Raw genomic sequence first — 13,839 nt, forward strand, 5'->3', positions numbered from 1 at the left:
TGATACGGGTCTTGTCTGCGCAACAGAAAAGCACGGCCTGCCCCGTCTGACCAGTCCCTTTTCGGTTACAAAATATTGCCGCCGATAAATTTCCGGATGCGGCGGTTTGGCGTGTCGTCTTTACGCGAAGCCCATGTCGTTTTCGTATGCGCGTCCGCCATATTTCAATGGTTGAATACGGATAATCAGAGCAGATTTTTTGAGAAATATTCTGAGACTTAACTCTTGTCGTCAATCTTAATACCCATACGGGATCAGGCTTTTTCATGTCGCACATAAGCCACTCCGGCAGCGACATATTTTAAAGTCCGGCACCCCCGATGAACAACGCTATGCGAGGCATATTATGGACGTCCGCAATCAGATGCTGAGTGACTTGTTGGGGCGCGACCCGAATTTCAGTCTCGGACAGAAATTCTACACAGATCCGGACTTTTACAAGCTGGATCTTCAACATATCTGGTACCGTGAATGGGTTTTTGTCGGCCATGATTGTGAACTGCCGAAAGCAGGCAGCTATATCACTGTGCAAATCGGTGATTATCCGGTGATTGTCGTGCGTGACAGTCAGGGCGGCATCCGCGCTTTTCACAATACCTGCCGTCATCGCGGCTCGCGTATCTGCACTGCGGAAAAAGGCACCGCTGCCCGCCTCGTCTGCCCTTATCATCAGTGGACTTATGATCTGGATGGTAAGTTATTGTTTGCCCGTCAGGTCGGACCGGATTTCAAACCGGCAGATTTCGGCCTGAAAACCGTGCATTGCGAAACTGTCGCCGGTTACATTTATATATGTGTCGCGGATGAAGCACCGGATTTCAACGCTTTCCGCGCAACAGTTGAGCCTTATCTGGCTCCGCACCAGATTAAAGATGCCAAGATCGCCTTTGAAAGCACGATCATTGAAAAAGGCAACTGGAAGCTGGTCTGGGAAAACAACCGCGAATGCTACCATTGTGCCGCCAACCATCCGGAACTGTGCCGCACCTATCCTGAAGCTCCAAGCGCCACCGGCGTACAGGGCATGATGGAGGATGAGGAAACCAACCAGCTCTGGAAGCGCTGTGAAGATACCGGCCTGCCTGCCAAATTCAATATGTCCGAGAACGGCCAGTATCGTATTGCCCGCATTCCGCTGCTGCGCGATGCCGACAGCTATACAATGTCCGGCAAGCCCGCTGTGGCGAAAAGCCTGAGCTCTGAAGTCAGAGCGTCCAAAATCGGCGCGATGCTGCTGTTCAACTATCCGTCCACATGGAACCATGTGATGATCGATCATGCGATTTCTTTCCGCGTGCTGCCGATCAGCGCCGAGGAAACCATGGTCACCACCAAATGGATGGTCAATAAAGATGCGGTTGAGGGCGTCGATTACAATCTCGATGAACTGACCCATGTCTGGATCGAGACCAATGATCAGGATCGCCGGATTGTGGAAGAAAACGCCCGCGGCATCCGTTCACCGGCCTATCAGCCGGGGCCTTATTCCGTGGAGCATGAAGGCGGCGTCATGCAATTTATTGAATGGTACGCCAATTTCATCACCCCACGCCTGCAAGGCGAAGTTGCTAAACTCAGCCGCGTGGCCTGATGCTCAACGCAACATCCCGGAGCGCAACACAGCGCTCCGGACAATATCATGACAGGCAGGTTCACTATGAACCCACCTCAAGCCCCCTTCAGGTGAAGAGCAGCACGAATGAAATATCTTGATGAAATGCTGCCGTGGAACGACAGGCTTCAGGTTCTGGAATGTGATGCGGCGATAGAAGAAGCGCCGGACGTGATGACTTTCTCGTTCCGCACGCCGGAGAATAATAACTGGTTCCGCTATATGCCGGGTCAGTTCATCACGATTGAGATACCCGCAGCACCGGAACCGGTCATGCGTACCTATACGCTGTCTTCCACGCCGTCGCGCCCTTATTCCGTGTCCATCACCATTAAGGCACAGGCGGGCAGTATCGGCACCCGCTGGATGCTGGATAATATGCGTCCGGGTATGCAGCTGAAAGCTTTTGGCCCTGCCGGTGACTTCTCGCTCGTTTCGCATCCGGGCAAAAAATACCTGTTCATCTCGGCCGGTTCCGGCATCACACCGATGATGTCGATGACCCGTTTCCTTTATGATACGCAACCGGCCAGCGATGTGGTTTTTCTCAATTGCGCCCGCTCACCGGATGAAATCATTTTCCGTAAGGAGCTGGAACTGCTTGCCAGCCGCATGGATAATCTGCGTCTGCAGCTGGTTGTCGAGCGTTCCATCGCCCGTAATGTCTGGAGCGGCGTTCATGGGCGCATCAGCCACAGTATTATTGATATTTCCGCGCCGGACTTCAAAGACCGCACAGTCTTCTGCTGCGGCCCCGAGCCGTTTATGCGCGCTGTACGTGACATGCTTGAGGCCAATGGCTTCAACATGGACAACTATCATCAGGAAAGCTTTCAGCCGGCTTCGGAAGCACCCGCCATACCGGTACCTGCTGCACTTGAAGCCGCAGCCGGTGATGCGGAGACCGAAGCGCCGAGCGTTATTTTCACATTATCCGGCATGGAAGTGCAATGCAGCCCGACAGATACTGTGTTGCTGGCAGCTCGTAACGGCGGGTTGAAAATACCAAGCGCCTGCGAGTTTGGTGTCTGCGGTACGTGCAAAGTCAAATGCCTCAGCGGCGAAACCGTCATGAATCATAATGGCGGTATCCGCGATGATGAAATTGAAGAAGGCTATATTCTTGCGTGCTGCTCGCATCCTTTGGGTCGGGTGGAAATCGAAGCCTGATCCTCTTGACCTTTCCGCGTGCTTTCGTCACTGATCGCTCTCAGACGTGACGCAGCGGGAGAATGGGATGCCACAACACGATCAGAAAAACTCCGCCTTTATTGTGATTGATATTCAGAATGATTTTTGCCCCGGAGGCGCGCTGGCTGTAGCCGGCGGGGACAGTATCGTTGCAGGCATCAATCAGGAGATTGAGCACTTTGACCATGTCATCCTGACACAGGACTGGCACCCCGCAGGTCATTCCAGCTTCGCCTCGACCCATGAAGGCCGCGAGCCTTATGAAATGGTAACAATGTCCTATGGCAAACAGACTTTGTGGCCGGATCATTGCGTACAGGGAACCCATGGAGCGGAGTTTCATAAAGACCTGCAATGGACAAAGGCCGAGCTGGTGATCCGCAAAGGCTATCGTAAAGCTATCGACAGCTATTCCGCTTTCTTTGAGAATGACCACATGACCCCGACCGGTCTTGGCGGCTATTTGCGTGAACGCGGCATTAAACATGTAACACTGGCGGGTCTGGCCACGGATTTCTGTGTGGCCTATTCGGCACTGGATGCAGCGGCACAAGGTTTCAAGGTCACTGTGTTGCCGGATTTAAGCCGCGCCATTGATATTGGCGGCTCGCTGCAGACCATGATGAGCCAGATGCGCAATGCGGGCGTAGCGTTCCGTTAAAACTGCTTTCACTCCGCAATTAACAAGGCAGCGCTCGACGGCTGCCTTTTTTGCTTTATATAGACGCCTTTATCCTCCTACCCGTTTTCCGGAACAGAAAGCCTCACCGTGATTGAGAAAAAAGACGTTGTAATTATCGGTGCAGGCGCAGCCGGAATGATGTGTGCAATCCGTGCCGGTCAGCGCGGACGTTCCGTCGTACTGATCGACCATGCGAAATCCCCTGGTGACAAAATCCGCATTTCCGGCGGCGGCCGCTGCAACTTCACCAATATTCATGCAACGGCAAAAAACTATCTGTCTGCCAATCCGCATTTTTGCAAATCCGCGCTGGCACGCTTCACGCCGCAGGATTTCATCGCCATGGTCGATAGTTACGGCATCAGCTGGCATGAAAAAACATTGGGGCAGCTGTTCTGTGACCATAGCGCCAAAGACATCATCAATATGCTGCGCACGGAAATGCAGCAGGCGAATGTGCGGCTCGACCTCAACACCACGGTTTCGGACATCAGCAAAACCACAGACGGTTTTCTGATCACAACAAGCTATGGCAAAATCGAAGCGCAATCGCTGATCATTGCCACGGGCGGCAAATCCATTCCGAAAATGGGAGCCACTGGTTTTGCTTACACTATTGCCGGTCAGTTTGGGCACAGCCTGATTGAACCCCGCCCCGGTCTTGTACCCTTGACGCTGGAACCCAATCTGCTGGAACAGCTCAGCCCGCTTTCAGGGATAGCCGTCGATGCCGAGCTTAAACATGGCAAAACCCGATTCCGAGAAGCACTGCTTTTCACCCATCGGGGTATGAGCGGCCCTGCGATTCTGCAGATTTCATCCTATTGGCGCGAGGGCGATGAGGTTGTTTTGACCATTGAACCGGACTTTGACTTCCTCACATTGTTAAAAAATGCACGAAAAACGACTGGCAAACAATCTGTCCAGACAGCCCTTGCAGAAAAACTGCCCCGCCGTTTAGCCCAGTTTTTCACGGAAAAGACACAATTGAACAAGCCTCTGGCTGATTTGTCCGACAAGATCTTAACAAATCTCGTTGCCGCAATTCAGGATTGGCATATCAAACCGGCAGGTTCCGAAGGATATCGCACGGCGGAAGTTACACTCGGCGGTATCAGCACTGATGAGCTCGACTCAAAGACGATGGAATCCAAAAAGGTACAAGGCCTTTATTTCATTGGAGAATGTGTGGATGTAACCGGCTGGCTTGGCGGATTTAACTTCCAATGGGCATGGGCATCGGGCCACAGCGCAGGTCAGGCCGCATAATATTTACGTGACAAATCACACGTTTTCGTGAGCGGCGCGCAGAATTACATTGTGTCCAAAAGGTGTCAAGACGATCACATTTACTTCAAGTCGATAAGAGCTTGCTGTTGCATATTTGTGACAGACATTTCCGAGGGTATATTTTATGTTTCTAACGAAATCTAAAAGGAGTTCATCACATGAAATATACAACTCTGGCAGCTGCTCTGCTTCTCTCCTCCACAAGCGCTTTCGCAGCTGATGCTATCGTTTACAACGAACCAGCTCCTGCTGTTGTAGCTGACACTTTCTCCTGGACAGGCGGCTATATCGGTCTTAACGCCGGTTATGCAGGCGGCAAGAACAAGTTCAACGGTTACGACAACTTCGCAGTATCCGCTAAAGACAATGCAAGCGGCTTCCTCGGCGGTATTCAGGCCGGTTACAACTGGCAGTTCGACCAGACCGTTGTTGGTATCGAAACCGACTTCCAGGGCGGTAACCTGAAATCCGATGCAGAAGTAACTTACGGCGCGACCACATACGGTGCAGAAGCCAAAATCAACTGGTTCGGTACAACCCGCGTTCGTCTCGGTTACACACCGGTTGACCGCTTCATGGTTTACGCAACAGGTGGTGTTGCTTACGGTAAAATCAAAGCTTCCGCTTTTGATGGCACAACAAGCTTCTCCCAGTCCGACACTAAAGTTGGTTACACTGTAGGTGCCGGTGCAGAATACGCTGTTACAAACAACGTAACTCTGAAGACCGAATACCTCTACACCGACCTCGGCAAGCTGAAACTGGATGATGTTAACGGCGTTCGCTTCGGTGAAGTTAAGGCTCCGTTCCACACAGTACGCGTTGGTGTGAACTACAAGTTCTAATCCATACTGGCGAACTAAAAAAAAAGCCCCGCATTGCGGGGCTTTTTTTTATTTCTGAACAGCCAACTCAAACCGGCAGCAAAAACGCCGTCACAAAAGGTCTTGCAATTCCCTGCCGGTGGTCAGCCCGTATTCTTTATCACCATACCCATATTATAATCCCCGGCACCTACCCCTCGGCATGGTTTATGCTTATCTATACATCAGCACTATGATGTATAGGGAGAGATATGAATAAGTCCTATTTCGCAATTCTTCTGGCTTGCAGCCTGTTTCCGTCTTCACTTCATGCCGCCCCTATCGGCGAAGTGATTGCCGAAATGGCAGGTAAATGCTGGAAATTGCCGGAGAAAATTGACTATCAAAAAGCATCAGCCATTTTTGAAGTCACTTATAATGCGGATGGTGAGTTATTGGAGATCATCACTGTCGAATATCGTCCTGTGCGGGAAGCAGGCAAAGTCTTTGCTCTCAGCGCACAACAGGCACTTCTAGATTGCGCCAATAAAACCGATGTTAAATCCAGAACAATACGGGTGGTCATGAATTACACCGCGCCAAGATCCAATGAGCCCCTGATTATGAAAAGGTCTCTGCGGTAATATCGGCGCAAATTTCCCGAACAGAAAACCTATATCAGTAAGCCGAGTTCTTTTTGCTTTTTCTTTGACAGTCCCTGCGCAACAAGATGGTAAGATTGCAGGATATAATCCTTCAGCTCATCATCATTGAGACCCGGCTCCGCATAATGCTGTATCCACTTCATGCCGCGTGAGGCAAGATATGGCGCAGGGCGCAACCCCGGCTGCTCTTGCAGCATTTCAAATGCAATATGGCTGACTTTGAAACTGAAACTCGGCTGGTCATTATGCCAGCCGCCGATGACAAAAACCTTGCCGCCGACTTTCCACACATGTGAACCACCCCATTGAACAACATAAGTTGTTGCCGGCAAGCTGCTGCAAAAGGCATTATATTCGTCATAAGTCATAGCTACTCACCACATCAAAAAATGATCTGCACGGATCAGAGATAATATCTTACTGTTTTTAAACACCAAGATGTTAAACTACGCACTTCCGTCCTTTTCACCATTTAAGAAGCATCCGACATTTATGGCCAGTGAATTATCAAACCTAGAATCCGCAACAAAATATCTTTCCCCTACCGACAAGGACCGCTTCTTCAAAATTAAGCGCGACATGGAAGCATCCGGCGCTTCACGAAAAAGCATTGAGGAACGCCTACGCGCCTTTCTATGGGATGTTGTTGAATCCGATGATGATGATGAAAACGAGGAAGACGCGCTTTAAGCAAAAGCCGTCTCCATGAAACCAGTTATGAACTCGGCTGCAACTCTTATAATATTGGCTTTGCTGCACGGAAGCAGCAAAGCTCTCGGGAAGGTTGTTTCGGGAACAGATGTCTCTGAAATACTGATTAGCTTCACCGGAGCCATATTTATCGGTACTGCCGTAACATGGGCTGTGGTCTGGTTTGTTTTAAGATTGCTCCAGAAGCAGGAACTCACAATCACAGTGACCAACTGGATTTTAGCCGCAGCAACAATCACCAGCTTTGCGCTGGCAATAATGCGCATATAATAACGCTAACAAATCCAAGTGAGGATGGTGGGCCCGGAGGGACTCGAACCCCCAACCAAGCGGTTATGAGCCGCCGGCTCTGACCAATTGAGCTACAGGCCCACGCAATTCCGATCTACCTGAATCGAAACATGATCGCAAGACTAACTCGCTTATCAGCCAAAACATTATCAATCAGTGTTTAAAGACATACCGGATATTGACGGTGACCCAGCATATCATTCTGTAAAACAAGATATTTCCGTAATCTTAGCGCCCAAAGCTGTATTCTCATCCGCATAAAAAATCAGGCTGCGAATCTGTTCGATTCACAGCCTGACAGGAAATCAATTCAACCGGTCAATGCCGGATTAGCGCAAGATCGGGCAACCGCGCGCTTTACCGAAGAGCACGCTCACCGGACGGCCATGGCGATAACCGGAGACGCGGATCGTTGAGCGGTTGCTATGCACACGCATCCCGCGAATGCCCATACGCGATGCTTTGGAGACCGCATTGCGCGGTGTGCAGGAATAGCGGTTCGGACGATATTGCGGACGGTTATAATGGCCATGACGATGGTTCACCTGCACCAGCCGCGCACCGGTTGTCGCCACACCGCTGACGGCGAGCGATACTGCAGGCGATGCGGCTTGTGCCGATGCACCCGCCGAGAAAACACCGGCAAGACCGATCAGGCCGGAAACAATTGCTGCCTTCATTGAGAAACCCGACATATTGTCCTCCTTGGATAATTCTTTGCTTGTTGCGATATCCAATATTTAGCAGGCTATTTCTGAATGCAGCAGCAATCAATCATTCATTTGCAGTTCATCTGATCACTTTTTATCAGGCAATATGACCGGTCATATGTTTCAGATATGCCTCTTCATCCGGCAGATCATGATCATAGGCAGTGATCTTGCCACGCACGGAAATACCGGCTTCATGCACTGTTTCTTTGGAGCCGGAAACAAGCGGATGCCACCACTCCAGATCCCTGCCCTCTGATACACGACGATAACCGCAGGTTTCCGGCAACCAGCGCACGGTCTCAATGATTTTCGGTGTCAGAAATACGCAATCCGGCACGGTTTTTCTGCGGTTCGGATAATCCGAGCACTGGCAGCTTGTACCGTCCAGCAAAGTACAGGCAACACTGGTGCCGTAAATCTCGTCAGTATCATCATCCTGCAATTTATGCAGGCAGCACTGGCCGCAGCCATCACAAAGGCTTTCCCACTCCTGCTTGTTCAGCTCACGCAATGTTTTGGTTTGCCAGAATGGTTTCTTCATAACGTCCTCACCTTCCCGCAGCATTTTAGCAAATTTACTGCAGCCGGATAAATCAATTTCAAAATAAAAGGCCCGGTAAACCGGGCCTTATGTCTCGTCAATTTCGCCTCGGTTTAACGAAATAAATTGTCGCCCTGCTCGTCAATAATCTGACGGGCTTTGATGAGGGTAATATTTACCGCATCATCCATGGTTGCGAAACGATCCGCGCGGATGAATTTATGTTCTTTCATCTCGCCAGCGATTTCCTTGCGGATCAGACCGCAGGTCTGAAACTGTCCGGCTTCGGCAAACGGCGTTGCCAGAATAACAAAACCTTTATGCTCACTGCTGACCGGCTCAGCCTGAGCCTTGCTGTCTGCTGTCTCAGAAGAACCAAAACCGAAAAGGCGTTTAAGAAAAGACATTCTATCCCCTAGAGCATTTCGCAGTTAAATGGGATCATTTAACGTCCGCGACAATGCGACAGTTAAAAGAATTTAGAGCGAGCGCAGCGGCTAGTATTAAACACGACACGCTCTAAAAAATGCCGCCACCACAGGGATGACGGCACTTTCTTATGCTTTTTAGCTATCCAGGAACGAGCGCAATTTACGCGAACGGCTCGGATGCTTGAGCTTACGCAGTGCTTTCGCCTCGATCTGACGGATACGCTCACGGGTAACCGAGAACTGCTGACCAACTTCTTCCAGCGTGTGGTCGGTGTTCATACCGATACCAAAACGCATACGCAGAACACGTTCTTCACGTGGGGTCAGCGATGCCAGAACACGGGTCGTGGTATCACGCAGGTTTGCCTGAATGGCCGCATCAATCGGCAGCAGCGCATTCTTATCTTCAATGAAGTCGCCCAGATGTGAATCTTCTTCATCACCCACCGGCGTTTCAAGGGAGATAGGCTCCTTGGCGATTTTCAGAACCTTGCGCACTTTTTCAAGAGGCATAGCCAGCTTTTCAGCCAGTTCTTCCGGTGTCGGTTCACGGCCGATTTCATGCAGCATCTGGCGCGATGTGCGAACGATCTTGTTGATCGTTTCAATCATATGCACCGGAATACGGATGGTACGCGCCTGATCCGCGATAGAACGGGTGATCGCCTGTCTGATCCACCATGTCGCATAAGTTGAGAACTTATAACCACGGCGATATTCGAACTTATCAACCGCCTTCATCAGGCCGATATTGCCTTCCTGAATAAGATCAAGGAACTGCAAACCACGGTTGGTATATTTCTTAGCGATGGAAATCACGAGACGCAGGTTTGCTTCAACCATTTCCTTCTTGGCAATGGTTGCTTCGCGCTCGCCCTTCTGCACCTGATTAACAATGCGGCGGAATTCGCCGATCGATATCGCGGTTTCAGTGGCCAGATTCTGAATTTCCGAACGCAGATTATCAATGCCGCGTTTTTCCTTGGCGACAAAGTCCTTCCAGCCGCGGGCTGTCAGGGTTGCAAGACGGTCAGTCCAGTTCGGGTCAAGTTCATTGCCCTGATATTCTTTGAGGAATTCTTCACGGCGCACGCCGAAAGATTCCGCAAGACGCAGGAGTTTGCCTTCGTTCTGAACGAGACGTTTGTTAATGTCGTAGAGCTGCTCAACCAGCGATTCAATACGGTTCTGGTTCAGCGACAGCGACTTAACGGCCTTGATCAGCTGATCTTTCAGTTCCTTGTAGCGGCGCTCCTGAGAGGTCGACAATTCACCGGCAGCAGCCAGACGGCCTTCAACCTGCTGATCCTGCAATTTGCGCAGTTTCTTATAGGTATCAGCGATCAGATCGAGGGTTTCCATGACCTGAGGACGCAATTCGGCTTCCATCGCAGCAAGCGACAGATTGGCCTCATCATCTTCATCCTCGTCATATTCTTCCTGAATTTCACCGCCGACATTGGTGATATCATCGTCATCGCGTGAGCGACGGCCACCCTTGTCATCACCGCGCGCAGGCTGTTCTTCCACACGCTCGATAACCGGTGCCTGTTTGGCTTCAGGACCCGCATAAGTAGTTTCAAGATCAATGATTTCGCGCAGCAAAATCTGCTGGTCGTTCAGTGCTTCACGCCAGATAATCAGAGCCTGGAATGTCAGCGGGCTTTCGCAAAGCCCTGCAATCATAGTTTCGCGGCCAGCTTCAATACGCTTGGCAATCGCGATTTCACCTTCACGCGACAGGAGTTCAACCGAACCCATTTCGCGCAGATACATACGCACCGGATCATCGGTACGGTCTGTCGGCTCTTTTTTGGTGGTCGTTGTCGCCAGCGCGGTACCGCCGGCTTCTACCAGATCACCGCCGCTTTCTTCGCTGTCATCGTCGCGCTCTTCTGCGTCAGCATCCTGCTCGTCATCTTCAACAACATTGATGCCCATATCGGACAACATCGACATTGTATCTTCGATCTGCTCGGATGTGACTTCCTCAGAAGGCAGCACGGCATTCAGCTCGTCCATCGTGACATAGCCACGCTTCTTGGCGAGCTTAATCATCTTCTTGACAGCGTCGTCCGAAAGGTCGAGAAGCGGCCCATCGGTCGCGCCATCGCGCTCGACTTCAGCTTCTTCGTTTTCCTTTGCCTTCGTTGCCATATATTTATCTCCAGACGATCGGTTTGTTTTGTCCATCGGGCAGAATGAACAACAAAACAAACGATTCGCGTTATGCCCCGTGACTATCGATAGTATCGGCAATAGCGCTTTCGCGTTAAAACCGGATTAACCGTGCTGATTACCGGCTGCGGCAATTAAAACAACGGTTTGCAAATTTCATATTTACAGAGCCTTCTCAGCCCCGTATTGACCTCATACCGGTCATAAACTCCGGTCATGACATTGTTCAGATGCTGTGTATTATCGCCTTTCAGCGACGGACAGGCTCTCACCGATACAATTAAAGAATGCGACTCATATGATTCGCATGGAAAAAGCGAATCATTTATGCAGATTCGCGACAGAGTGACGCCGGTTAAGCACCGAACAATGCAGTTCTGAGCAGTTTTTGTTCAAATTATCTCTGTTTGGCGACCTTATTCACATATCTGCTTATCCTCAGAAACCGCCGGGCGGGCGTCCTGAAGACTGACCGAAACCTTCAATAAGCGCTTCGGTTGCATCGGCCTTGCGAATTTCGCTCTGAATATCAATCAAACGCGCAAAAACCTCGGCTGACGCTTCAGTAGAAAGAGCTTCTTCTACGGCTCTTAGTTCCTTATGTAGTGTCCGTGCGCGCAGATGCAAGTGCATCGCCTGTTTGAGGGCTTCACGGGCATCATCTTCGGCTGCCAGCAGCGTTGCAGGCCACAGACGCGCACGGCGCACCACCAGCTCCAGCTCATCCAGCAATTCTGAAAAACCGTTTTCATTGAGGATTTTACGCATCATCTTACCGTCTTCGGCAAGATGGCTGGCCATCACATCCAGAACCGCGGCATGAAGCGCCGTCAGCCCCGCATGGGTCAGTTCCAAAGTGGCTACAACCTCAAAATTCTCATCAATCAGCGCCGGATGATTAATCAGCGTCAGAACGATCGTCGCCTCGCGCAGACTTGGTGCGGATGAACCACCTTTCACAATCGCGGAACGGGTCAGACTGTCAGAAGCCTTGGTTGAGGCCGCATTGCCAAAGCCACCACCGAAACCGCTACCTTTACCGCGCTGCGGCTGGAAATTGCCCTTACCGCCGAAGCCGCCTGCCTGCTTACCGGCATTCTGCCGCCCCCATTTAGGACCGAAGAAGCTCTGTGACTTCTCACGCATATGCTGGCTGTAATAATGCTTAACGCTTTCGTCTTTGATGCGCGCCACATGGGTGCGCATCCGTGCATCAAGTTCAGCACGGCGCTCCGGCGTTTCAAAATTACCGCCCGCAGTTTCCCGCATCCACAGCATTTCCGCCAGCGGCTTGGCATCCTGCAACACAATTCTGAAAGCAGAAGCGCCCTGCTCCTTGACCAGATCGTCAGGATCCTTGCCCTCAGGCAACAGAGCAAAAGCCAGCGATTTACCCGGCTGCAAATTCGGCAAACCGGTATCCACCGCACGATAGGCTGCGCGAAGACCGGCCTGATCACCGTCAAAGCACAAAACCGGCTCAGGGCTGATCCGCCAGAGCAAAGCCATCTGCTCCTCGGTCAGCGCTGTACCAAGCGGCGCTACAACCTCGTTGAAACCGGCCTGAGCCAGTGCGATCACATCCATATAGCCTTCAACGGCAATGACCGGTTTGGCTTCTTCGCCATTTTGCGCCTGACAGGCACGGCGCGCGCGTACCATATTGTAGAGCACGCGACCTTTATGAAATAGTTCGGTTTCCGGTGAGTTGAGATATTTCGCAGGCGCATCCGGTGACATTGCACGTCCGCCAAAGGCGATCACGCGATTGCGGCTGTCAGTAATCGGAAACATAATGCGGTCGCGGAAACGGTCATAAGACACCGCAATGCCTTCGCCATGCACAACCATGCCGCATGCTTCGATCTGCTCACGGGTTGCACCTTTAGAGGCCAGATATTCCTTGAGAATATTGCGCCCTTCCGGCGCATAACCAATGCGGAACTCAGCCTGCGTCTGTGCATTCAAACCACGGTCGCGCAAATAAGAGCGGGCTTTGGCACCAACGGATGCCTGCAACTGATCTTCAAAAAATGCTGCGGCCAGTTCCATCACATCATAGAGCGTGCCGCGCTTTTCCTCGCGTCTCTGCTGCTCGGCATCCATAACCGGCATCGGCACACCGGCCATATCGGCAATACGTGCGACAGCCTCGGGAAAGTTCAAACCTTCAAGCTCGGTGAGAAAACGGAAATGATCGCCCGTCACACCACAGCCGAAACAATGATAGCGGCCTTTGCGATCCTCACAGTGAAAGCTCGGGCTTTTTTCACCATGAAAGGGACAACACGCCCAGAAATCCCCCTTGGACGCATTGGTTTTCTTGCGATCAAAACTCACGCGTGTCCCGATCACAGACGATATCGGAACGCGGTCGCGGATTTCATCAAGGAAGGACGGGGGGAAACGCATGCGCCTTTAAATTCTCTCTCAGTTCTCTTGCCAGAACAATACTGACTTCGGGGGACATCAAACTTGTCCCCTCACCTTAATAGCACGGAATACAGAAAAACACGCCTCAACAACGCATCTTTCCCCGATACTCACATGCCCGCTCCTGTGCAAGTGCAGCCTCTCCTATAAGCGGGCAGCACAGTTGTCATAATTATCGCTTATCATCGTATACAACGGGACAGCAATATTATCCTTCAGCACCTGAAAATGCAGGATTTTGATTTAGTCGGCTAATTGTCATAAATTTGTCATAAAAACTTTAAATACCATCTGTTAG

General features: G+C 51.1%; 14 protein-coding genes and 1 tRNA gene. 8 read left to right on the top strand and 7 right to left on the bottom strand.

Translation table 11 applies throughout. From position 1 onward, the window contains the following. Positions 1–346: 346 nt before the first annotated feature. From KHQ09_RS12250 to KHQ09_RS12275, 6 genes are all read left to right on the top strand, one after another. Positions 347–1,591, top strand: a complete 1,245-nt coding sequence (locus tag KHQ09_RS12250) for an aromatic ring-hydroxylating oxygenase subunit alpha (protein ID WP_213598494.1) — start codon at positions 347–349, stop codon at positions 1,589–1,591. A gap of 108 nt (positions 1,592–1,699) precedes the next feature. Further along, positions 1,700–2,782: an FAD-binding oxidoreductase gene (locus tag KHQ09_RS12255; RefSeq protein WP_075656095.1), complete on the top strand. Its 1,083-nt coding sequence runs from the start codon at positions 1,700–1,702 to the stop codon at positions 2,780–2,782. A gap of 67 nt (positions 2,783–2,849) precedes the next feature. Further along, positions 2,850–3,464, top strand: a complete 615-nt coding sequence (pncA, locus tag KHQ09_RS12260; RefSeq protein ID WP_022710989.1) for a bifunctional nicotinamidase/pyrazinamidase — start codon at positions 2,850–2,852, stop codon at positions 3,462–3,464. Positions 3,465–3,572: 108 nt separating this feature from the next. Then, positions 3,573–4,754: a BaiN/RdsA family NAD(P)/FAD-dependent oxidoreductase gene (locus KHQ09_RS12265; protein WP_213598496.1), complete on the top strand. Its 1,182-nt coding sequence runs from the start codon at positions 3,573–3,575 to the stop codon at positions 4,752–4,754. Positions 4,755–4,933: 179 nt separating this feature from the next. Further along, positions 4,934–5,620, top strand: a complete 687-nt coding sequence (locus KHQ09_RS12270; protein ID WP_213598498.1) for an outer membrane protein — start codon at positions 4,934–4,936, stop codon at positions 5,618–5,620. Between the two features lie 230 nt (positions 5,621–5,850). Continuing rightward, positions 5,851–6,222, top strand: a complete 372-nt coding sequence (locus KHQ09_RS12275) for a hypothetical protein (protein ID WP_213598500.1) — start codon at positions 5,851–5,853, stop codon at positions 6,220–6,222. Between the two features lie 29 nt (positions 6,223–6,251). Here KHQ09_RS12275 and KHQ09_RS12280 read toward each other — a convergent pair whose 3' ends face one another. Then, the gene (locus KHQ09_RS12280; protein WP_116087801.1) at positions 6,252–6,611 is read right to left on the bottom strand and encodes an MmcQ/YjbR family DNA-binding protein; all 360 of its coding nucleotides are present in this window, start codon (positions 6,609–6,611) and stop codon (positions 6,252–6,254) included. A 124-nt stretch (positions 6,612–6,735) separates the two neighbouring features. Between KHQ09_RS12280 and KHQ09_RS12285 the strand changes: the two genes are divergently transcribed. Both KHQ09_RS12285 and KHQ09_RS12290 read left to right on the top strand, forming a co-directional pair. After that, positions 6,736–6,933: a hypothetical protein gene (locus tag KHQ09_RS12285; RefSeq protein ID WP_213598502.1), complete on the top strand. Its 198-nt coding sequence runs from the start codon at positions 6,736–6,738 to the stop codon at positions 6,931–6,933. A gap of 27 nt (positions 6,934–6,960) precedes the next feature. After that, positions 6,961–7,224, top strand: a complete 264-nt coding sequence (locus KHQ09_RS12290) for a hypothetical protein (RefSeq protein WP_213630846.1) — start codon at positions 6,961–6,963, stop codon at positions 7,222–7,224. Positions 7,225–7,249: 25 nt separating this feature from the next. On the opposite strand, the gene KHQ09_RS12295 is transcribed toward KHQ09_RS12290, so the two are convergent. From KHQ09_RS12295 to dnaG, 6 genes are all read right to left on the bottom strand, one after another. After that, positions 7,250–7,326: transfer RNA gene (locus KHQ09_RS12295), tRNA-Ile, on the bottom strand. 248 nt (positions 7,327–7,574) lie between these two features. Further along, on the bottom strand, positions 7,575–7,940 hold the full coding sequence (locus tag KHQ09_RS12300) for an antifreeze protein (protein ID WP_213598506.1): 366 nt from the start codon (positions 7,938–7,940) through the stop codon (positions 7,575–7,577). Between the two features lie 112 nt (positions 7,941–8,052). Further along, positions 8,053–8,499, bottom strand: a complete 447-nt coding sequence (locus KHQ09_RS12305) for a YcgN family cysteine cluster protein (protein ID WP_213598508.1) — start codon at positions 8,497–8,499, stop codon at positions 8,053–8,055. 113 nt (positions 8,500–8,612) lie between these two features. Beyond that, a complete protein-coding gene (locus KHQ09_RS12310; RefSeq protein WP_213598509.1) occupies positions 8,613–8,906 on the bottom strand; it encodes an HlyU family transcriptional regulator in 294 nt (97 codons plus the stop codon). A gap of 159 nt (positions 8,907–9,065) precedes the next feature. Continuing rightward, complete coding sequence (gene rpoD / locus KHQ09_RS12315) at positions 9,066–11,087, bottom strand: RNA polymerase sigma factor RpoD (RefSeq protein WP_022710979.1); 2,022 nt, start codon at positions 11,085–11,087, stop codon at positions 9,066–9,068. A 459-nt stretch (positions 11,088–11,546) separates the two neighbouring features. Then, positions 11,547–13,520 (bottom strand): DNA primase, encoded by a 1,974-nt coding sequence (gene dnaG / locus KHQ09_RS12320; RefSeq protein WP_213598510.1) that lies wholly within the window; start codon positions 13,518–13,520, stop codon positions 11,547–11,549. Between the last annotated feature and the right edge of the window lie 319 nt (positions 13,521–13,839).

Origin of the sequence: Pseudochrobactrum algeriensis (assembly GCF_018436245.1) — a bacterium.
Classification (GTDB): Bacteria; Pseudomonadota; Alphaproteobacteria; order Rhizobiales; family Rhizobiaceae; genus Pseudochrobactrum; species Pseudochrobactrum saccharolyticum.